Below are 19,434 nucleotides of genomic sequence, written 5' to 3'. Positions count from 1 at the left end.
ACCATGCGCGAACTGCTCTTCCTCGCCCACCGTCTGCCGTATCCGCCCAACAAGGGCGACAAGATACGCTCGTGGCACATGCTGCAATACCTGAGCCGGCATTTCCGCGTGCACCTGGGCTGCTTCATCGACGATGACGACGACTGGCAGCATGCGAAAACCGTGGCCGCCCTGTGCGCCAGCACGCGCTTCATCGACTTGCGGCGCGGCCCGGCCCGCTGGCGCGCCATGCAGGCGCTGCTGTCGAGGCAAGCCATGAGCGTGCAGTACTACCGCGATGCACGCCTGCTGCAATGGGTCGACGGCTTGTTATCGGGCAACAAGGTACGTCACGCGCTGGCCTTTTCCGGACCCATGGCGCAATACATCGACGGCAGCGCGGGCCGCGGCCTGCACCGCGTGATCGATTTCGTCGATGTCGATTCCGACAAGTGGCGCCAATACAGCGACAGCAAGCCCTGGCCCATGTCGCTGCTGTACCGGCGCGAAGCGCAGCTGCTGCTGCAGTACGAACGCCATATCGCCCAGCAGTTCACGGCCGCCAGCTTCGTCTCGCCGGCCGAGGCGGCCCTGTTCCGCCAGTGCGCCCCGATGGCGCGGCGCAAGACGGGGTATTTCAACAACGGCGTCGACACGGCGTATTTCTCGCCCATGGCGGCCCAGCCCGCACTCTATCCACCCGGCGTGCAGGCGCTGGTGTTTACGGGCGCCATGGATTACTGGCCGAACATCGACGCCGTGCAATGGTTCGTGCGCCACGTCTGGCCCGCGCTGCGGCGCCAGTTTCCCCAGCTGCAGTTCTATATCGTCGGCAGCGCGCCCGTGCCCGCCGTGACGGCGCTGGCCAGGGTGCCTGGCGTGGTGGTGACGGGCAAAGTGCCCGATATCCGGCCCTACCTGGCTGGCGCAGCGCTGGCCGTGGCACCGCTGCGCATCGCCCGCGGGGTGCAGAACAAGGTGCTCGAAGCGATGGCGATGGGCAAGATCGTGCTGGCCACGCCGCAGGCGCTCGAAGGCATCGCCGCCCAGCCGGGCCTGGAACTGCTGCTGGCGCGCGACGACGCCGAATTCATCCACCATGCGGCGCGCGTGCTGCGCAATGTCCAGAATGGTGCGGCCGAAGGCAGCGGCGCGGCCATCGGCGCGGCGGCGCGCCAGCTGGTCCTGCAGGAATACGACTGGGAACGCAATCTGCGCGGACTGGGCGCCATGCTGGGTCTGCCTGCCGAGGCCGATGCGGCGGTCAGCGGCGCCGCCACGCCCTTGCAGCCGGTGCGGGAGCCGTCCACATGAGCTTGCAGCTCGACCAGGTGGCCCGTTTGCCCGAGGCGGCCGTCTTGCCGCAGGACGGGCGCCAGGCCGCGCTGGCGGCCCTGCTGCTGTCGCTGGCCGCCGTCGTGCTGCTGTATCATCCCACCTTCTGGTCGATGGTGGAACTGTGGTCCCGCTCGCAAACCTTCGCGCACGGCTTCCTGATCGTGCCCATCAGCTGCTGGCTGGCCTGGCGTCAGCGCGCCCGCCTGGCTGCGCTGGCGCCCCAGCCGTCGCGCCAGGGCTTGCTGCTGCTGGGCGCGCTGGGCCTGGCATGGCTGCTGGCCGACGCCGCCAACGTGCCCGTGGTGGAACAGTATGCGGCCACGGCCATGTTGCCCGCCTGCGCGCTGGCCATCCTCGGATGGCCGGCCGTGCGCCTGCTGGCGTTTCCGCTGGCCTATCTGTTTCTCGCCGTGCCGTTTGGCGAAGTGTTCCTCGACCCGCTGATCGACTTCACGGCCGCCTTTACCGTCACCGCGCTGCAATGGTCGGGCGTGCCCGTGTTTCGCGATGGCAGCAATTTTTCACTGCCCACCGGCAACTGGTCGGTGGTGGAAGCGTGCAGCGGCTTGCGCTACCTGATCGCCGCGCTGGCCCTGGGCGCCTTGTTCGCGCACGTCAACTGTCACAGCACGCCGCGGCGCCTGGCCGTCATGGCCGCCGCCCTGCTCGTGCCCATCCTCGCCAATGGCGTGCGCGCCTATCTGATCGTGATGCTGGGCCACCTGAGCGACATGCGCCTGGCCGTGGGCGTCGACCACCTGATCTATGGCTGGCTGTTCTTCGGCCTGGTGGCGCTGCTGCTGTTCTGGCTGGCCGCGCGCTGGCGCGAATTGCCGCCGCCACGCACCGCGCCGCCTGCTCAGCCCATACCCCTGAGCGCCGCCAGCGCGGCCAGCCCGCGCGCCGTCGTGCGCGCCGGCATTGCCTGCCTGCTGCTGGCGGCCGTGTGGCCGGCACTGGCCCTGGCCAGCCACCGCGACGACGGCCCGGCGGCAACCGCCCCCCCCACCGTGTTGGCCTTGGCCGATCCGACCGGCTGGCATCGCCTGCAAGACGCGGTAGCCGCGTGGCAAGCGCCATATGCGGGCGCGCCCGCGCGATTTGCCGGCACGTACGCGCGCCGGGACGGCGACAGCGCGCCGGTGGGCCTGCAATTGCACTGGTATGCGCGCCAAGCGCGCGATGCCGAACTGCTGACCCACCAGGCCTTGCCGTATGGCCCCCGCTGGATGCCGCTGGCGCAGCGCGTGCAAGACGTCAACCTGGCCAGCGGCGAGCTGGCCGTGCGCGAAAGCGTGCTGGCGCAAGGGGGCGAACGCCTGCTGGTATGGCGCGTCTACCGCCAGGGCGGCTTCGTCACGGCCAGGCCCGTGCTGGTGAAACTGCTGCTGGCGCAAGCCAAGCTGCTGGGCAGGCGCCAGGATGGCGCCGACATCATCGTCTTTGTCGCCTACGACGAGCTGGCGCCGCCGCCGCGCGCGCGCCTGCAAGCCTTCCTGCGGGCGGCCTTGCCCGTCATCGAACAACGCTTGCAGGAGCTGCCGCATGGCCCTTGACTTCGATACCGGCGGCACGCGCCAGGCTGATGCAGCGGCCGGCGGCGCTCCCCTGATCGTGCACGTGATCCACCAGCTCGACGTGGGCGGGCTGGAAAACGGCCTGGTCAACCTGATCAACCATTTGCCGCCCGGGCGCTACCGGCACGCCATCGTCTGCATGAAAAACGCCACCGCGTTCCGCCAGCGCCTGACTGCCCCTGGCGTCGACGTGATCAGCCTGGACAAGCGCGAAGGCAAGGACTGGCGCCACTACCTGCGCCTGTACCGCGTGCTGAAACAGCTGCAGCCGGCACTCGTACATACGCGCAACCTGGGCTGCCTCGAAGCGCAGCTGCTGGCCTGGCTGGCCGGCGTGCGCCTGCGCGTGCATGGCGAACACGGGCGCGACATGAGCGACCTGCATGGCACCCGCCGCAAATACCGGCTGCTGCGCAAATTGATGCTGCCGCTGGTGCAGCACTTCATCGCCGTCAGCGCCGACCTGGGACACTGGCTGGTGGACGCCATCGGCGCGGCGCCCGCGCAGGTGTCGCACATCGGCAATGGCGTCGACAGCGTGCAATTCCATCCGCGCCTGGGCCCGCCCGCCGCCGTGGGCCCGCCCGGTTTCCTGTGCAACGGCGCCTTCGTCATCGGCAGCGTGGGACGCATGGCGGCCGTCAAGGATCACGCCTCGCTGGTGCGGGCCTTCCTGTTGCTGCTGGCCCAGCCGGGCGCCCGCGCGCGTCTGCGCCTGATCATCGTCGGCGACGGGCCGTGCCGCCAGGCGTGCCTGGAGCTGCTGCAGCAGGCCGGCGTGGCCCATCTGGCCTGGCTGCCCGGCGCGCGCGACGACGTGACGCAACTGCTACGCGCGATGGACCTGTTCGTGCTGCCGTCCCTGGCCGAAGGCAGCTCGAACACCATCCTCGAGGCGATGGCGACGGGGCTGCCCGTCGTCGCCACGCAGGTGGGCGGCAATGCGGAACTGGTGCAGTCGGGTTGGAGCGGCACGCTGGTGCCGCCAGGTTCGCCCCAGATGCTGGCTGACGCCATGCTCGACTACTACAGCATGCCGGAACTGGGCCCGCGTCACGGCGCGCGCGGGCGGCGCCAGGTGCTGGCCGAACACAGCCTGCCCGCCATGGCCGGCGCCTACCTGGCCGTGTACGACCGGCTGACGGGCGCGCGCCAGCCGTCCCACCTGTCCACTTATCCCTGAAAGGCCTTCCATGTGCGGCATCAGCGGCATCTTTGATTTGCAGGGCCAGCGCGACATCGACGTGCTGCTGCTGGCGCGCATGAACCACAGCCTGCGCCACCGTGGGCCGGACGAGGGAGGCTTGCACCGCGAGCCGGGCCTCGGCCTGGCGCACCGGCGCCTGTCCGTGATCGACCTGGCCAGCGGCCAGCAGCCGCTGTTCAACGCCGACCGCAGCATCGCCATCGTCTTCAATGGCGAAATCTATAACTATCGCGCCCTGATGGCGGAATTGCGCCAGTTCGGCCACCCCTTCCGCACCAGCAGCGACACGGAAGTCATCGTCCACGCCTGGGAACAATGGGGAGAGCAATGCGTGCAGCGCCTGCGCGGCATGTTCGCCTTCGCCCTGTGGGACCGCCGGCGCCATGTGCTGTTCCTGGCGCGCGACCGCCTGGGCGTCAAACCGTTGTACTACGGCGAGGCGCAGGACGGCACCCTGCTGTTCGGCTCCGAACTCAAAGCCCTGCTCGCGCATCCGGCCATGCCGCGTGAACTCGACCCGCTGGCCGTGGAAGAGTATTTCGCCTACGGCTACGTACCCGAACCGCGCAGCATCTTCCAGCACGCGCACAAGCTGCCGCCCGGGCATACCCTCTCCATCCGCGCCGGCCAGCCGCTGCCCGCGCCGCAATCCTATTGGGATATTCCGTTCACGCCGAACCCGCCCGCCAGCGAGGCGCAGGCGGCCGACGAACTGCTGGCGCGCCTGCGCGAGGCCGTGCGCATCCGCATGGTGGCCGAAGTGCCGCTCGGGGCATTCCTGTCCGGCGGCGTCGATTCGAGCGCCGTCGTGGCGCTGATGGCCGGGGCCAGCGCCACGCCCGTCAACACCTGCTCCATCTCGTTCGGCGACCCGGCGTACAACGAGGCGCGCTACGCCGACCTCGTGGCGCGCCGCTACGGCACGGCGCACCACGCGCGCCATGTGGAGCAGGACGACTTCGAGCTGATCGACCTGCTGGCCAATCTGTACGACGAACCGTTCGCCGACAGTTCCGCCATGCCCACCTACAGGGTGTGCCAGCTGGCGCGCCAGCGGGTCACGGTGGCCCTGTCGGGCGACGGCGGCGATGAAAGCCTGGCCGGCTACCGGCGCTACCGCCTGCACACGCGCGAGGAAAAAGTGCGCAAGGCGATGGACCCGTTGCTGCCGGCCGGCTTGCGCCAGTCGCTGTTCGGCACCCTGGGGCGGCTATATCCGAAGGCCGACTGGGCGCCGCGCTTCCTGCGCGCCAAGACCACCTTCGAAGGCCTGGCGCGCGACACGACGGACGCGTATTTTCACGGCGTCAGCCTGCTCGGCGACGCCATGCGCGCGCGCCTGTTCAGCCCCGAGCTGCGGCGCAGCCTGCACGGCTACCGCGCCGTCGAAGTGCTGCGCCGCCACGCGCTGGCCAGTCCCGCGCAGGATCCGCTGTCGCAGGTGCAGTACCTGGACCTGAAAACCTATCTGCCCGGCGACATCCTCACGAAAGTCGACCGGGCCAGCATGGCGCATGCGCTGGAAGTGCGCTCGCCCCTGCTCGACCATGAACTGGTGGCGTGGATGTCCGGCCTGCCGCCGCAATTCAAGCTGCGGCGCGGCGAAGGCAAATACCTGCTGAAAAAAGCCCTGCGCCCGCTGCTGCCCGACACCCTGCTGTACCGCCAGAAGATGGGCTTTTCCGTGCCGCTGGCCGACTGGCTGCGCGGCCCGCTGCGCCAGCGCCTGCAGCAGCGGCTGCTCGGTCCCACGCTGGCGCAGTGCGGCCTGTTCGACATGGATTACGTGCGCGTGCTGCTCGAGCAGCACGCGAGCGGCCGGCGCGACTACAGCGCGCCCCTGTGGGCGCTGCTGATGTTCGAAGCCTTTTTGCGCCAGGTGCTGCCCGTCGATGGCCGCAAGGCGGCGGTACCCGCGCCGGCCATGGCCATGGAGTGAATCCATGCGCATCCTGCACATCCTCGACCACTCGCTGCCCCTGCACAGCGGCTACACGTTCCGCACCCTGGCCATCCTGCGGCAGCAGCGCGCGCTGGGCTGGTTCACCATGCAGCTCACCAGTGCCAAGCAGGGGCCGTCCGACGACGCGCAGCAGCTGGTCGACGGCTGGCATTTCTACCGCACGGCGCCCGATGCACGCTGGTGGGCGAACCTGCCCGTGCTGCGGCAGGTAGCCGTCATCGTCGGCCTGGCCGTGCGACTGCGCCGGCTGGCGCAACGGCTCAAGCCCGACATCCTGCACGCGCACTCGCCCGCGCTGAACGCCATCGCCGCCCTCAACGCGGGCCGCGCGCTGGGCATTCCCGTCGTGTATGAAGTGCGCGCCTTCTGGGAAGACGCGGCCGCCGACCATGGCAGCAGCCGGCCCGGCGGCCTGCGCTACCGGCTCACGCAGGCGCTGGAAACCTATGCGCTGCGCCGCGCCGACGCCGTCACCACCATCTGCGAGGGCTTGCGGCGCGAACTGTGCGCGCGCGGCGTGTCCGCGCATAAAATCACGGTGATACCGAACGCCGTCGATACCGGGGCCTTCAGCATCACCGCGCCCGACGACCTCTGGCTCGCGCACAAACTGGGCTTGCATGGCCATCTGGTCATCGGCTTCATCGGCTCGTTCTATGCCTACGAGGGACTGGCCCTGCTGCTGCGCGCCATGCCGCGCATGCTGGCGGCGCAGCCCGCATTGCGCCTGCTGCTGGCCGGCGGCGGGCCGCAGGACGCGGCGCTGCGGGCGCTGGCGGCGCAGCTGGGCATAGACCATGCCGTGGTCTTCGCGGGCAGAGTGCCGCATGCGCAGGTGGCCAGCTATTATCAGCTGGTCGACATTTGCGTGTATCCGCGCCTGCCGATGCGTTTGACGGAGCTGGTGACGCCCTTGAAACCGCTGGAGGCGATGGCGCAGGGCCGCCTGGTGGTGGCGTCCGACGTGGGCGGCCACCGCGAACTGATCGAGCATGGCGCGACGGGCATGCTGTTTCGCGCCGGCGACGCCGGGGCGCTGGCGCAGACAATATTGAACCTGCTGCTGGCACCGGCCAGTTGGCCGCTGCTCCGGCGCCAGGCGCGCGCGTTCGTCGAGACGGAGCGCAGCTGGAGCGCCAGCGTGGGCCGCTATGCGCCCGTGTATGCGCGCGTGGCGGCGAGTGCGGCCGGAGTCGTGCCATGATCTTCACGGGCCTGCGCATCGCGCTGGTCGGCCCGCTGCCGCCGCCGGCCGGCGGCATGGCCAATCAAACGGCGCAGCTGGCGCGCCTGCTGCGCGAGGACGGCGCGCAAGTGCAGCTGCTGACCGTCAACGGCCCCGTGCTGCCGCCCTGGCTGGCGCGCATCCGCTACCTGCGCGCCGCGCTGCGCCTGCCACTGCTGCTATGGCGCCTGTGGCGCGCCGCCAATACGGTCGACCTGTTCCACATCATGGCCAATTCCGGCTGGTCCTGGCACCTGCAGGCCGCCCCCGCGCTGTGGATCGCCAGCTGGAAAGGCAAACCCGCCCTGCTCAATTACCGGGGCGGCGAAGCGGCGGCCTTTTTCACCCGTTCGCCGCGCCTGGTGGCGTTCAGCCTGCGCCGCGCCAGCGCCATCGTCGTGCCGTCGGCCTACCTGGCCGGCGTCTTCGAGCAGTACGGCCATACGGCCCACATCGTGCCGAACGCGGTGGACTTGCAGCGCTTTGCGCCGGCCGCGCCGCATGCGCCTGGCGACGCCGGCCCGTGCATCCTCGTGGCGCGCCATCTGGAACAGCTGTACGACAATGCCAGCGCCGTGCGAGCCTTCGCCATCGTGCGCGAGGCTTTTCCCGCGGCGCGCCTGGTGCTGGCCGGGGGCGGGCCGCAGCGCGCGGCGCTGGCGCGTCTGGCCAGATCGCTCGGCGTGCAAGATGCCGTACGCTTCGCCGGCCCCGTCGACAACGCCGCCATGCCGGCGCTGTACCAGGCCAGCGACATCGTCCTCAATCCCAGCCTGGCCGACAACATGCCCAATTCCGTGCTCGAAGCGCTGGCTTGCGGCATCCCCGTCGTCAGCACCAATGTGGGCGGCATCCCCGCGCTGCTGCAGGACGGCGTGACGGCCTTGCTGGTGCCGCCCGGCGATCCGGCCGCCATGGCACAGGCCATGCTGGCGCTGCTGCGCGACCCGCCGCGCGCCCGCGCGCTGGCAGAGGCGGGCCTGGCGCACGCCGCCGCCTTCGGCTGGCCCGGTATCGCACCCAGGCTGGCCGCCCATTACCGCCGCATCCGCGCCGCGCTGCGCCCCGGCGTCTACACGCGCTGCGTCGCCCGCTGGCTGTTTCCCCTGCATGAATGGCTCAAGGGCCACCACAGCGCGCGCCTGCTGCGCCGGCTGGAACGCTCGCAGTGGTGGAGCGGCCAGCAGCTGCAAGAGTGGCAGCTGGCGCGCCTGCGCGCGCTGCTGCGCCACGCGGGCGCGCACGTGCCCTACTACCGCGCCCTGTTCGCCCGCAGCGGTTTCGACCCCGAGCAGGTGCGGCAACTGGCCGATCTATCGCGCCTGCCGCTGCTGCGCAAGGCGGATATCTCCAGCGCGCGCGACAGCTTCAAGTCCGCCCGCGCCGTGGGCCTGCGCCCGTTCGCCACGGGCGGCTCCAGCGGCGAACCGCTGCAATTCTTCCTCGGCAGGCGCAGGGTCAGCCACGACATCGCCGCCAAGTGGCGCGCCACGCGCTGGTGGGGCGTCGATATCGGCGACCGCGAAGCCGTGCTGTGGGGCTCGCCCATCGAGCTGCATGCGCAGGATCGCCTGCGCCGCGTGCGCGACGCGCTGCTGCGCACCACCCTGCTGCCCGCGTTTGCCATGTCGCCCGCGCGCCTCGACGGCTACGTGCAGCAATTGCGCCGCTGGCGCCCGCGCATGCTGTTCGGCTATCCGTCGGCCCTGTGCCGCATCGCCAGCCACGCCAGCGCGCGCGACCTGCCGCTCGACGGCCTGGGCGTGAAAGTGGCCTTCGTCACGGCCGAACGCCTGTACGACGAGCAGCGCGCGCAGATCGCCGCCGCCTTCGGCTGCCCCGTCGCCAACGGCTACGGCGGGCGCGACGCGGGCTTCATCGCCCACGAATGCCCGGACGGCGGCATGCACATCACGGCCGAAGACATCATCGTGGAAATTGTTGATGGCCAGGGCCAGCCGCTGCCCCCGGGGGCCACCGGCGACATCGTCGTCACGCACCTGGCCACGCAGGACTACCCCTTCATCCGCTACGCCACGGGCGACGTGGGCGCGCTGGGCACGCAGCCGTGCACCTGCGGCCGCGGCCTGCCCCTGCTGCAGAAAATCGAAGGGCGCAGCACGGATTTCCTCACGGCCGTCGACGGCACCGTCATGCACGGCCTGGCCCTCGTCTATATCGTGCGCGAACTGCCGCAGGTGCGCAGTTTCAAGATCATCCAGGAAAGCCTGCTGCGCACGCGCGTGCTGCTCGTCTGCCTGCCGCGCCTGGACGACGCCACGCGCAGCGCCATCGTCACCGCTTTCCAGGCCAGGCTGGGCGCGCAGGTCGACATCGCCATCGAGGAAGTCGACGAAATCGCGGCGGAGGCGTCGGGGAAGTACCGGTATGTGGTGAGCAAGGTGGCTTAACGCCGAAACGCCACCGAATAAGGTTGCTTTGGTTGTCGATATCAGCTTATGGAGTAGAATCTGGTATGGTAACTGGAGGGTGTCATGGCAAAGTTGGAAGTCTCAAAGCCGGCAAAAGCGAAGAGCGCGCATCGAATGACAGTGCCTGACGCAAGCAAGGCCCTGGGTGATTCGCTCCGAAAGATCGGCGCAAAAGGCATAGACCTTGGCGAGGGCTACGTATTGGTCAAGATACGACGCCCCAAACAGCTAGCGCATCATGCGCGTGAAAAGGATGCGGCGTATGTACCGCGACAGCTGCCGGGAGTGCCTGTGGTTTCTAGTGCAGATCTCCAGGAATTGATCCAGCGATTCCAGCGCACACATACAATGCAAGCCGGTATAAGCACGATTCCGCCAGAAAACCAGGTATTCCTCGATCAGTTTTCCCGCCAGGAAATGCAAAGATATGCGAGCCTGGAAAAGAAAGGCGAATTGGTCGATTCAAGAACACTGGCCGAGCAAATAGGCGTGACGCGGCAGGCGATCAGCAAGGCCGTGACGGAACAGCGAATGTTTTCCATGGATAGTGTCTCCGGCAAGAAGCTGTACCCTGCCTTCTTCGCCGATCCCACCTTGAACCGTCGCCAGCTCAGCAAAGTGAACAAGGAATTGGGACAGCTGGCTGGGTCCAGCAAGTGGCAATTCTTCACCACTGCGCGGATGTCGCTCAACGGCAGCAGTCCGCTCAATGCTTTACGGAAAGGAAAATTTGCCGACGTCATCGCCGCAGCGACAGCGTTCAGGGAGGCATGATGTGGCAGCGACCAGGCTGAAACCACCTCCGAAGGTGCTGGCAACGAGCGCGACGCTTCCCGTCGTCGGGTTGCCGGTGCCCAGCCTGTACCGTATCTCGGGACATGCGACTGGCGAACCCTATTTTGGCTCCAGCGGAGGGAACCGGTTTGATGCACCTGGCTGCAAGAAAGGCCATCCCGAATACAACACTTGCTATCTGGGGCCGAGCTTTGATGTCGCTCTTGCCGAGTCCCTGTTGCACGATGCAGTGCCTGTGAAGGGCGCATTTCCTATCGCCAAATCCGAGATTGATCGCCGGTGGGTACATCAATTCATTGGTAGTTTGCGACTGTTTGACCTGACCGGCCATTTGCTCAAGCAGATGGCCGGACATGCTGGCCTGACCGGCACCTCAAGTTACACGCTGCCGCAACAATGGGCGCTGGCCGTGTATCGCAATCCGCTCCAGGTCGATGGCTTCCTGTATATGTCGCGTCATTTCACCAACGAAAAGGCGGTCGTGGTATTTGATCGCGCCAGGTCTTATCTCACGGCCGTTGGCGGACCTGTCCAGCTTATAGCGGCACCGGAAATGCCGGATGCCATGCGACTGTTTAATATCATTCCTGCGTGAGATCGCCAATTCTCCGCTAAATCCGCTTGCTGCGTGATGTTGTCCGCCTTGCGTTGATGGTCCATTTGCTAACCGCAGCAGGTCTGAAACGGTAAATATGATCGCGTTCTCTTGAAAGGAGCACACGTGCATGTTACAGGCTCACGCTTGTGATGCCTTCTGATTTTCCTCACGCTTTAAGCCTATCGACAGCCCTACGCATCCACTACCAACCACAAGGAAAAAGTATGAGTCCACATCTGATGTGCTGGTATTTTCCGCTTCCTCAAGTAAGCTGTCCCCCAGCTTTTTCCATACTTCCGACTTTTCTGGCGTAGTAATGGCATCGACCAGGCAGATCACTTTTTTTAATATCTCTGGCGTGGTTTGTGGAATAATAACTAATGCAACCTCAATTAACTTCTTTAATTTCGTTACATTTTCCACAAATCCTCCATTTTTTGATTATTAATGAAAACACCTTGCAGGCTCAGTTAGCCGTGCAGACACCCATTGCCTGTGTCTCGCCTGACGTATTTGTGAGATTAAATGAAACAAGAAACATTTTATGCTTGGTCATTAACTGTTTTATTTTTTCAGTGCACACCCTGGCCTGCCAAATCTCAGTACGCGCCAGATTTGCCAGGAACTTCGCCCTGTCGACATCTGCGCCAGGCGCCGACATGAATTCGACGGCATCTGTCGAAAATTTCAGCACATAGGAGAGCCTGGGCTTTTCTAAGGTCTGCACCAAGGAGTCATAACTCATTTTTGCTTCGAACGAAGCAGCGACTTCGTTTCCGTAGGCATTCAACTCCCCTGCAATTTTTCCGGGATCTGGAGAGCAGCCACATAGCGATACCAAAGCAAGGAAAAAACCATATATTTTAAATTTCTTCATATTATATTTTTCAGAAAGAGCATATTCCCCGGCATTTATTGGACTCCATGCCGCTACATTGAGTATATATCTGCAACGATGGCATGTATATATCAATATTCGACTAGATAATATTAAGGTCTGGTTCAGCCTTTCAGCAAGCGAGCAATCCCGGATACATCCTCCTGCGCCACAAACCACTCCCCCTGCCACCGCTGCGTGCGCTGCGCCTGCGGCGCTTCCGGCGCGCACCAGGGCGGATACACGCGCAGCGCGCGTTTGCCGCCCTGGCCGGCGCGCGACATCACGCCGCGCTCGATCAGCACGCTGCGCGGGAAGATGAAAAAGCCGTGCCGCGCACCGTCGCCGTCGGCATCGGCCACGGCGATGATGACGGCATCGACGGGGTCGGCTTCGTCCAGCGGGGCGATGTCGGCGTCGGGATGGGGGCGCTTCCAGACGGTGACGAACTGGCCGGTTTTCGTCGGCGTGGTCTTGGCCACGCGCAAGACCAGGCGCTTGCCGTGCAGTTCGGTGCGGCAAGCGCCGTATTCCGCGCTCTCCGCTTCCGGCACGGGCGCTTGCGGCAAGCCCAGGAAAGCCCAGGGACTGGCCTTCATTGCGCGCTGAACTCGGCTGCGGCCTTGGCCGCCCACAACGCTTCGGCGTGGCTGGCGAACGGGCTGTCGTAGCCGTCGACGTTGCCGTCCTCGTCGACAAAATACAGCCACCATCCGTCAGCCTGCTCACGGATGGCAGTATGGCCCGGTGCGCAATGGGTTTCGACGGCCTGGTCAGCCGTCAGGGTGGCGATGGTGATGCCACGGTGAATAATATGGTGGGGTGTCATGGAAGAATAATTCATGCGAAAAAATCAATGGCTGTAGTGTAGCCGCACCACCCTGTCCTGGCCAGTGCGCTACACTATTACCTCCTACGGAGAACAACATGGCATCACAGCAAGGCACGGTGGATTTTTTGCTCGACCAGATGGCGGGCGCGGGCGGTATCAGCGCAAAAAAAATGTTTGGCGAGTACGGCCTGTATTGCGACGGCAAGATGTTCGCCATCGTCGCAGACGACCAGCTCTTCATCAAGCCGACGGACGCGGGCCGCGCCTGGATCAGCACCATGGGCACGCTGCAGGAAGCGCCGCCCTACCCGCAAGCCAAGCCGTATTTCCTCATCGATGGCGGGCTGTGGGACGAGCGCGACTGGCTATATCAACTGGTGCGGCGCACGGCGGACGCCTTGCCGCAGCCGAAACCCAAGCCGCCGCCCAAGCCCAAAAAACCGGCTTCAGGCAGCTAATACGCTGTTCTCGCACGCATTGCCCTGGCGGAAGCAGGCCAGGTTGTGATACGTGATGGCGGCGATTTCGCGCAGCGCCTCGATGGTGAAAAAGCCCTGGTGGCCCGTCACCAGCACGTTCGGGAAGGTCATCAGGCGCTGGAAAATGTCGTCGTCGATGATGTCGGACGAGCGGTCCTGGAAGAACAGATTGCTTTCCTGCTCGTACACGTCGATGGCCAGGGAGCCCAGCTGGCGCGATTTGAGCGCCTCGATGACGGCGCCCGTGTCGATCAGGCCGCCGCGCGAGGTGTTCACCAGCATGGCGCCCTTCTTCATCAGCGGCAAGGTTGCTTCGCTGATCATGTGGCGCGTGCTCTCCATCAACGGGCAATGCAGCGAGACGATGTCGGACTCGGCCAGCAGCTGCGGCAACTCCACCATCGTGCCCAGTTGCGCGAACGCGGGCGCCGGATACGGGTCGTGGCCCAGCACCGTGCAGCCGAAGCCCTTGAAAATGCGCGCCGTGGCCAGGCCGATCTTGCCCGTGCCGACGATGCCCACGGTCTTGCCGTGCAAGGTGGCGCCCAGCAAGCCGTCGAGCGAGAAATTGCCTTCGCGCACACGAGCATACGCGCGGTGCGTGTGGCGGTTCAGCGTCTGCACCAGGGCCAAGGTGTATTCGGCCACGGCTTCCGGCGAGTAGGCGGGCACGCGGGCAACGAACAGGCCCAGGCGCCGGGCCGCTTCCAGGTCGAGGTTGTTGTAGCCGGCGCAGCGCAGCAGGATGGCGCGCACGCCGTAGCCGTGCAGCGCTTCCAGCACTGGCGCGTCGAGCACGTCGTTGACGAAGACGCAGACGGCCTGCGCGCCTTGCGCCAGGATCGCGGTTTCCTGGCTCAGCAAGGCGCTGTGGTAGACCAGTTCGATGCCGGCCGCGTCGGGCTGGGACGGCAAGGCTTCATCGAAGAAGCGGCGGTCGTAGGGCTGGCTGGCAAAGAAGGCGATTTTCATGGTGTGTCCTGGAACTTGCTGGATGGCAAAACATCATCATAGCGCAAGCGCCCTGCCCCGCGGCGTACGCCTGGTTCCAACGACGCCCTATTTGGGTTCGCGGGGCAAGGTCAGCACGTGGCGCAGATAGGCCGTTTCTTCCGCGTGCTGCGCGTGATAGCGCTCGCGCGCGGCCCGCGTGGCCGCCTGGTGGGCCGCGATGCTGCTTTCCGTCAGTTCGACGCCGAAGTCCGCCGGCGGCGGCACCTCGCCGCCGAACAGGCGCGCGAGGATGAAACGGCCCACATTGTCGCGGTAGTGCGACGCTTCCCAGTAATAGCGCATCTCGCGCGCGCCCGTCACCTGCGGGATCGGTTCGCTGGTGATGCTGTTGAAACCGGAAAAATCATACAGGCGCACGTCGCAGCCCTGGCGCCGGTAGCGTCCGGCCATCTGCGCCAGGTCGCGCTGCCATGCTTCCATGGCGTCCCACTTGCCGCGCCAGTACAGGGCGTCGAGCGTGAGCGCGTGCGTGGGATTGATGTACAGGCGCAAGCGCGTGCCGCCACGGCACAGCTTGCCGACGCTGGCCTCGAAGGCCTGCAGCGCGGGCGCCGTCGGCCCCTGGCCGTCGCCAAACTCCTGCAGGCGCGGCTTGAAGGCGCGCGCCGTGCCGGCCCAGCCATGGTTGCGGGCCGTGATGCAAGCATGGTCGCGCTGGCCCAGCAAGGCCAGGCTGGACAGGCACACACCGTCATAGGTGCCGCTGAGGATGCGCCATGTGTCCTGGGTCATGTCCACAGTCAGGCCGCGCTTGATGTTGAGCAAGGCACGCCGCGCGAAAAACGCGGGGCCGCCGTCCGTCAAGCCCGGCTCCACGCCGGCCGAGCCCAGTTCCAGCGAAAACGAAGGCGCGTCGATGCCCCATACCATGGTGTCGACCTGGCTGACCCTGGCCGCGTGCTCGGCCAGGCGGATGGCCTCGCCGATCGAGGCGCCCGAGACGGCGCTGTTGAAAACGCTCTTGCCATCGAACAAAGTACGCATGCTGTTCACCGGCAAACCCATTTCCGTGCGCGAATTGCCGATGTAGACGACGGCGGGCCGGTAGCGCGCCACGGCATACGTCTTGCCCCACACGCTGAGTTTTTCCGTCGTCGGCCGCAATCGCTGCAGCAGCGGGCTGTCCCACTGGTGCAGCAAGTACGGATCGACGTGGTAATTGACGGTGGAAACGAGGGCCAGCGCGGCCAGCGCGCAGGCAAAGAAGATGGCGAGATAGCGGCGGGCGTTGGTATCCATGGTCAGCTTTGAAAGTAGAGAAATGGCGTACGTGGCGTCATGCATCAGCGCCGGATCAGCGGCCCGTCCAGCACCTGCTGCGTATAGGCCGCCTCGCGCGCATGTTCCACGCGATAGCGGTCGCGCGCGGCGCGCATGGCCGCCTGGTGGGCGTCGACGTTGGCTGGCGTCAGCTCCACGCCGAAATCGGCGGGCGCCGGCGTGCCGCCGCCAAACAGGCGCGCCAGGATCAAGCGGCCCACATTGTCCCGGTAATGCGACACTTCCCAGTAATAATGCATGTCGGGCTTGCCGCTGACGAGCGGGGTCGGTTCCGTCGTGACGCTGTTAAAGCCGGAAAAATCAACCAGGCGCACGTCGCAGCCCTGCCGGCGGTGGCGCTCGACGATCCACACCAGGCCGCGCTGCCAGGCCTGCATGGCATCCCACTTGCCGCGCCAGTGCAGCGCGTACAAGGTCAATGCGTGCGTGGGGTTGATGTACATGCGCAGGCGCAGGCCGCCCCGGCACAGCTTGCCGATACTGGCATCAAACGCTGGTGTCGAGGGCGGCGTCGGCCCCAGGCCATCGCTGAATTCCTGCAGCCGCACGGGAATGGCTTCCGCCGTTCCCAGCCAATGCCTTATCCCCTTGATGGTGCACGTCTCGTCGCGCTGCCCATACAAGGCCAGGTTCGAGCGGCAGACATCGCCGGCATTGCCGGTGAGGATGCGCACGCTGTCCTCCGTCATGTCCAGGGTCAGGCCGCGTTTCAGGTTGACGAGGGCGCGCCGGGCGAAAAAGCCGTGCCGGGCGCCCGTCAGGCTGTCCTCCACGCGCGCCGCCCCCATCTCCAGCGAAAACGTGGGCGCGTCGATGCCCCACACCATGGTCTCGACGCGGCTGACCCTGGCCGCATGCTCGGCCAGACGGATGGCGTCGCCGATCGAGGCGCCGGATACCGCGCTGTTGAAGATGCTCTTGCCGTCGAACAGGGCGCGCACGCCCGTCGGCAAGCCCAGTTCCGTGCGCGAATTGCCGATGTAGATGATGGCGGGCCGGTAGCGCGCCACGGCATAGGTCTTGGCCCAGGCGCCGAGCTTTTCGTTCAGCTGGCGCGGGCGCTGCACCAAAGGACTGTCCCACTGGTGCAGCAGATAGGGGTCGACCTGGTAGTTCAGGAGCGAGACGGAGCCGAGCACCAGGAAGACGCAGGCGAAGAAACCGATGACGTAGCGGCGGGCGGCGGTGTCCATGCTCAGAACTGGAAGTAAAGAAATTCGGTGACGCGGTTCATGCCGAAGATGCAGGCGACGAACAGCGCGGCCAAGCCCACGCTCCAGCGGGATGTGGGCCGCCAGCTGAACGCCCAGCGCCCCGCAGGCTGAAAGATTCTTTCAATGGCAGGCTCGTAGAGAAAGAATATTTCTTGCGTGTTCGGCGCCTTGAAAGCCAGCAGCATCGCCGCCAGCAACACGGGCAAGCCGGGACCGGCCAGTTCGATCCAGCGGATGCCGTCGAATGCGGGTTGCCAGCCCCATTGCGCCAGGCTGGACGCGTGGCTGGCCAGGCCGCGCGGCAGGCTCACGCCATTCGCGCCCACCAGCGCACCGGTTATATCCCAGGCCGTGGCCACGTCGGGCGCGCGGAAGAAGATCCAGGCCAGCATGACGGCAAGAAAAGTCAGGACGCCCGGCCACCAGCGCAGCCAGCAGTACCCCGGCGCCGCGCCGAAGAGCCGTTGCCACGCCTGCTGCAGCACCAGGTACAGGCCGTGCAAGCCGCCCCAGATGACGAAGGTCCAGCCGGCGCCATGCCACAGGCCGCCCAGCAGCATGGTCAGCATCAGGTTGCGGCAACGCATGACTTCGCCGCGCCGGCTGCCGCCCAGCGGGATGTATAAATAGTCGCGCAGGAAACGCGACAAGGTCATGTGCCAGCGGCGCCAAAAGTCGGCGATGTTGGCCGCCTTGTACGGCGAGTTGAAGTTCAGCGGCAATTTCACACCAAACAGGCGCGACAGGCCGATGGCCATGTCGGAATAGCCGGAAAAATCGAAATACAGCTGGAAGGTGTAGGCCAGCACGCCGATCCACGCCTCGATCAGGGTCGGCTGGGCGCCGGCCGCGAAGACGGGGATGGCCAGCGGCGACAGGTTGTCGGCGATCAGCACCTTCTTTGCCAGCCCGATGGTGAAAATCGACAGGCCGACGGCGAAATTGGCGGCGCGCGGATGGGCGTTGGCCGGGTCGGCGAACTGCGGCATCATGTCGCGGTGGTGCAGCACGGGGCCGGCGATCAGGTGGGGAAAGTAACTGACGAACAACACGTAATGGATGAAACGGTATTCGCGCACCTCGCCCCGGTAGCAATCGACGAGGAAGGCGATCTGCGTGAAGGTAAAGAACGAGATGCCGATCGGCAGGATGATGTCGAGGCCGTGCCACGGCAGCCTGGCGGCGTCGGCGCCTGTGGCCACGGCGACGGCGGTCACGCTGTCGATGAAGAAATTCGCATATTTGTAGTACGCGAGCAACCCCAGGTTCAGCGCCAGCGCCGCCACCAGCACGCGCTTGCGGGCCGCGCCCGCGTGCGCGCCGATCAGCCGCCCGGCGCCGTAATTGATGCAGATCGACGCCAGCAGCAGCGGCAGGTAGCGCACGTCCCACCAGGCATAGAAGAACAGCGAGGCCAGCGCCAGCCAAGCGGCTGGCGCCAACGGGTGCCAGCCGGGCGCCAGGCCCCCGCTTGCGCGGTGCCAGCGGTCCAGCAAAAAATAGCCGGCCAGCACGATGGGCAGATAGCCGAACAGAAAGGCGAAGGAGTTAAACTGCATGTTGCCTCCTGGCAGGCAGCGACTGCGCCTGGTAGTAACAATCGACGATCTGCGCCGCCACCCGTTCCCACGTAAAGCGTTCCACCAGCGCTTGCACGCGGCAGCGCTCGGGCGGCTGCGCCAGCAGTTCGAGGATGGCCTGGCGCTGCGCGGCGCCGTCGTCCCAGCGCACCTTGCGCAGCGCAAACGCGGAATCGGGCAAGTCGAGCGCGCTTTGCGCCGTCATGACGACGGGCGTGCCTGCCGCCAGCGCTTCGAGCACGCTCAAGGGAAACACCTCGCCCTGGCTGGGCAAGGCCGCCACGGCTGCCGCATGGTAGGCGCTGGCCAGCAGCGGGTCGGCGTGGTCAAGCGCGCCGAGCCAGCTGACGTGCGGCAAGTCCAGCAACTGCTGCAGATACGCCTGCTGTTCGCGCGGCGCGGCGCCGATCAGCACCAGCGGCAAGCCGGCGCCTATCAGCGCCTGGGCCAGGCCCAGCTGATTTTTATATGGTGAAATGCTGCCCACCATCAGCGCGAACGGCCCGGCGATGCCCGTCTCGCGCAGGAACAGGTCGCCATTGGCCGTAAAGAAATGCGGGTTGATCCCGTTCGGCAAGACGTGGATGGCGTCGCCCCCCAAGCCAAAGCCTTGCACGATGGCGTCGCGCTCGGCCTGGCCCAAGGCGATCACCACGTCGGCCAGCTGCAAGGCACGCCGTGTTTGCGCATAGCTCGTTTGCACCATCCATTCCGTCAAACGCCCGGCCAGGCGGTCGGCCAGCCGCGCGCGCCAGGCGCTGGCGCGGTTCCAGCTGGGCGCCATCAGCGGCGACAGCACCACGGGCACGCCTTGCTCAGTGGCCATTTCCATGATGCGGTAAGTGCCATTGCTCGCCGAAAACACGTGCAGCACGTCGAAATCGGCCAGCCGCTCATGGTTGGCGTCCACCAGTTGCACCTCCAGGGGCCGCGCCGGCTGCTTGGGCAACCGGTTCAGCGCGGCAATGGTTTCGCGTACCTGAATCTGCAAGCCGCCGTCGCGCTGGAACAGCATCGGGTAGGACAAGATACCGACACGCATG

18 protein-coding genes are annotated in these 19,434 nt (G+C 66.2%); 9 read left to right on the top strand and 9 right to left on the bottom strand.

Annotated features, from left to right (window positions below; translation table 11 throughout):
- Positions 1-3: 3 nt before the first annotated feature.
- The 8 genes from CSQ95_RS02970 to CSQ95_RS02935 all read left to right on the top strand — a co-directional run bounded on the left by CSQ95_RS02970 (position 4) and on the right by CSQ95_RS02935 (position 11,111).
- Complete coding sequence (locus CSQ95_RS02970) at positions 4-1,293, top strand: TIGR03087 family PEP-CTERM/XrtA system glycosyltransferase (RefSeq protein ID WP_099408413.1); 1,290 nt, start codon at positions 4-6, stop codon at positions 1,291-1,293.
- Entirely contained in the window at positions 1,290-2,873 is a 1,584-nt protein-coding gene (xrtA, locus tag CSQ95_RS02965; protein WP_099408412.1) for an exosortase A, read from the top strand. The genes CSQ95_RS02970 and xrtA overlap by 4 nt, the downstream gene beginning before the upstream one ends.
- Positions 2,863-4,077, top strand: a complete 1,215-nt coding sequence (locus CSQ95_RS02960) for a TIGR03088 family PEP-CTERM/XrtA system glycosyltransferase (RefSeq protein WP_099408411.1) — start codon at positions 2,863-2,865, stop codon at positions 4,075-4,077. The genes xrtA and CSQ95_RS02960 overlap by 11 nt, the downstream gene beginning before the upstream one ends.
- 10 nt (positions 4,078-4,087) lie before the next feature.
- Positions 4,088-6,040, top strand: coding sequence for an XrtA/PEP-CTERM system amidotransferase (locus CSQ95_RS02955; protein ID WP_099408410.1), 1,953 nt, complete (start codon positions 4,088-4,090; stop codon positions 6,038-6,040).
- Positions 6,041-6,044: 4 nt separating this feature from the next.
- Entirely contained in the window at positions 6,045-7,268 is a 1,224-nt protein-coding gene (locus CSQ95_RS02950) for a TIGR04063 family PEP-CTERM/XrtA system glycosyltransferase (RefSeq protein WP_099408409.1), read from the top strand.
- On the top strand, positions 7,265-9,700 hold the full coding sequence (locus tag CSQ95_RS02945; protein ID WP_099408408.1) for a glycosyltransferase: 2,436 nt from the start codon (positions 7,265-7,267) through the stop codon (positions 9,698-9,700). The genes CSQ95_RS02950 and CSQ95_RS02945 overlap by 4 nt, the downstream gene beginning before the upstream one ends.
- A gap of 84 nt (positions 9,701-9,784) precedes the next feature.
- Positions 9,785-10,495: a hypothetical protein gene (locus CSQ95_RS02940; protein WP_099408407.1), complete on the top strand. Its 711-nt coding sequence runs from the start codon at positions 9,785-9,787 to the stop codon at positions 10,493-10,495.
- 1 nt (position 10,496) lies between these two features.
- Positions 10,497-11,111 carry an RES family NAD+ phosphorylase gene (locus tag CSQ95_RS02935; RefSeq protein WP_180278936.1) on the top strand — a complete coding sequence of 205 codons (615 nt, stop codon included), beginning with the start codon at positions 10,497-10,499 and terminating at the stop codon, positions 11,109-11,111.
- Positions 11,112-11,252: 141 nt separating this feature from the next.
- On the opposite strand, the gene CSQ95_RS28970 is transcribed toward CSQ95_RS02935, so the two are convergent.
- The 4 genes from CSQ95_RS28970 to CSQ95_RS02920 form a co-directional block, all read right to left on the bottom strand.
- Positions 11,253-11,537, bottom strand: coding sequence for a hypothetical protein (locus CSQ95_RS28970; RefSeq protein ID WP_143449885.1), 285 nt, complete (start codon positions 11,535-11,537; stop codon positions 11,253-11,255).
- 43 nt (positions 11,538-11,580) lie between these two features.
- Positions 11,581-11,991 (bottom strand): hypothetical protein, encoded by a 411-nt coding sequence (locus tag CSQ95_RS02930; protein ID WP_143449884.1) that lies wholly within the window; start codon positions 11,989-11,991, stop codon positions 11,581-11,583.
- 125 nt (positions 11,992-12,116) lie between these two features.
- Positions 12,117-12,590: a MepB family protein gene (locus CSQ95_RS02925; RefSeq protein WP_099408404.1), complete on the bottom strand. Its 474-nt coding sequence runs from the start codon at positions 12,588-12,590 to the stop codon at positions 12,117-12,119.
- Positions 12,587-12,835 carry a hypothetical protein gene (locus tag CSQ95_RS02920; RefSeq protein WP_230503354.1) on the bottom strand — a complete coding sequence of 83 codons (249 nt, stop codon included), beginning with the start codon at positions 12,833-12,835 and terminating at the stop codon, positions 12,587-12,589. The genes CSQ95_RS02925 and CSQ95_RS02920 overlap by 4 nt, the downstream gene beginning before the upstream one ends.
- Positions 12,836-12,918: 83 nt before the next feature.
- Here CSQ95_RS02920 and CSQ95_RS02915 point away from each other — a divergent pair, with 83 nt between their 5' ends.
- Positions 12,919-13,281 (top strand): TfoX/Sxy family protein, encoded by a 363-nt coding sequence (locus CSQ95_RS02915; protein WP_099408403.1) that lies wholly within the window; start codon positions 12,919-12,921, stop codon positions 13,279-13,281.
- Here CSQ95_RS02915 and CSQ95_RS02910 read toward each other — a convergent pair.
- From CSQ95_RS02910 to CSQ95_RS02890, 5 genes are all read right to left on the bottom strand, one after another.
- Positions 13,270-14,274: a 2-hydroxyacid dehydrogenase gene (locus CSQ95_RS02910; RefSeq protein WP_099408402.1), complete on the bottom strand. Its 1,005-nt coding sequence runs from the start codon at positions 14,272-14,274 to the stop codon at positions 13,270-13,272. The genes CSQ95_RS02915 and CSQ95_RS02910 overlap by 12 nt on opposite strands.
- Before the next feature lie 87 nt (positions 14,275-14,361).
- The gene (locus CSQ95_RS02905) at positions 14,362-15,555 is read right to left on the bottom strand and encodes a hypothetical protein (RefSeq protein ID WP_099408401.1); all 1,194 of its coding nucleotides are present in this window, start codon (positions 15,553-15,555) and stop codon (positions 14,362-14,364) included.
- Between the two features lie 44 nt (positions 15,556-15,599).
- Positions 15,600-16,790 (bottom strand): hypothetical protein, encoded by a 1,191-nt coding sequence (locus CSQ95_RS02900; RefSeq protein WP_099408400.1) that lies wholly within the window; start codon positions 16,788-16,790, stop codon positions 15,600-15,602.
- 2 nt (positions 16,791-16,792) lie between these two features.
- Positions 16,793-18,370: an MBOAT family protein gene (locus CSQ95_RS02895; protein WP_099408399.1), complete on the bottom strand. Its 1,578-nt coding sequence runs from the start codon at positions 18,368-18,370 to the stop codon at positions 16,793-16,795.
- The gene (locus tag CSQ95_RS02890; RefSeq protein ID WP_257217926.1) at positions 18,360-19,433 is read right to left on the bottom strand and encodes a glycosyltransferase family 4 protein; all 1,074 of its coding nucleotides are present in this window, start codon (positions 19,431-19,433) and stop codon (positions 18,360-18,362) included. Before CSQ95_RS02890 ends, CSQ95_RS02895 begins: the two co-directional genes overlap by 11 nt.
- Position 19,434: the final 1 nt, after the last annotated feature.

It is taken from the genome of Janthinobacterium sp. BJB304, from assembly GCF_002735765.1.
Classification (GTDB): Bacteria; Pseudomonadota; Gammaproteobacteria; order Burkholderiales; family Burkholderiaceae_D; genus Janthinobacterium.
Note: the sequence above shows the minus strand (reverse complement) of the source record. Positions and strands in the feature narration are given on the sequence as shown.

Excerpts from the sequence above, each read along its gene's own strand:
- CSQ95_RS02905 (WP_099408401.1), bottom strand. The coding sequence starts at position 15,555 with ATGGATACCAACGCCCGCCGCTATCTCGCCATCTTCTTTGCCTGCGCG.
- CSQ95_RS02890 (WP_257217926.1), bottom strand. The coding sequence starts at position 19,433 with ATGCGTGTCGGTATCTTGTCCTACCCGATGCTGTTCCAGCGCGACGGC.
- CSQ95_RS02930 (WP_143449884.1), bottom strand. The coding sequence starts at position 11,991 with ATGAAGAAATTTAAAATATATGGTTTTTTCCTTGCTTTGGTATCGCTA.
- CSQ95_RS02915 (WP_099408403.1), top strand. The coding sequence starts at position 12,919 with ATGGCATCACAGCAAGGCACGGTGGATTTTTTGCTCGACCAGATGGCG.
- CSQ95_RS02895 (WP_099408399.1), bottom strand. The coding sequence starts at position 18,370 with ATGCAGTTTAACTCCTTCGCCTTTCTGTTCGGCTATCTGCCCATCGTG.
- CSQ95_RS02970 (WP_099408413.1), top strand. The coding sequence starts at position 4 with ATGCGCGAACTGCTCTTCCTCGCCCACCGTCTGCCGTATCCGCCCAAC.
- CSQ95_RS02940 (WP_099408407.1), top strand. The coding sequence starts at position 9,785 with ATGGCAAAGTTGGAAGTCTCAAAGCCGGCAAAAGCGAAGAGCGCGCAT.
- CSQ95_RS02960 (WP_099408411.1), top strand. The coding sequence starts at position 2,863 with ATGGCCCTTGACTTCGATACCGGCGGCACGCGCCAGGCTGATGCAGCG.
- CSQ95_RS02945 (WP_099408408.1), top strand. The coding sequence starts at position 7,265 with ATGATCTTCACGGGCCTGCGCATCGCGCTGGTCGGCCCGCTGCCGCCG.
- xrtA (WP_099408412.1), top strand. The coding sequence starts at position 1,290 with ATGAGCTTGCAGCTCGACCAGGTGGCCCGTTTGCCCGAGGCGGCCGTC.
- CSQ95_RS02925 (WP_099408404.1), bottom strand. The coding sequence starts at position 12,590 with ATGAAGGCCAGTCCCTGGGCTTTCCTGGGCTTGCCGCAAGCGCCCGTG.
- CSQ95_RS02950 (WP_099408409.1), top strand. The coding sequence starts at position 6,045 with ATGCGCATCCTGCACATCCTCGACCACTCGCTGCCCCTGCACAGCGGC.
- CSQ95_RS02910 (WP_099408402.1), bottom strand. The coding sequence starts at position 14,274 with ATGAAAATCGCCTTCTTTGCCAGCCAGCCCTACGACCGCCGCTTCTTC.
- CSQ95_RS02955 (WP_099408410.1), top strand. The coding sequence starts at position 4,088 with ATGTGCGGCATCAGCGGCATCTTTGATTTGCAGGGCCAGCGCGACATC.
- CSQ95_RS02900 (WP_099408400.1), bottom strand. The coding sequence starts at position 16,790 with ATGGACACCGCCGCCCGCCGCTACGTCATCGGTTTCTTCGCCTGCGTC.
- CSQ95_RS02920 (WP_230503354.1), bottom strand. The coding sequence starts at position 12,835 with ATGAATTATTCTTCCATGACACCCCACCATATTATTCACCGTGGCATC.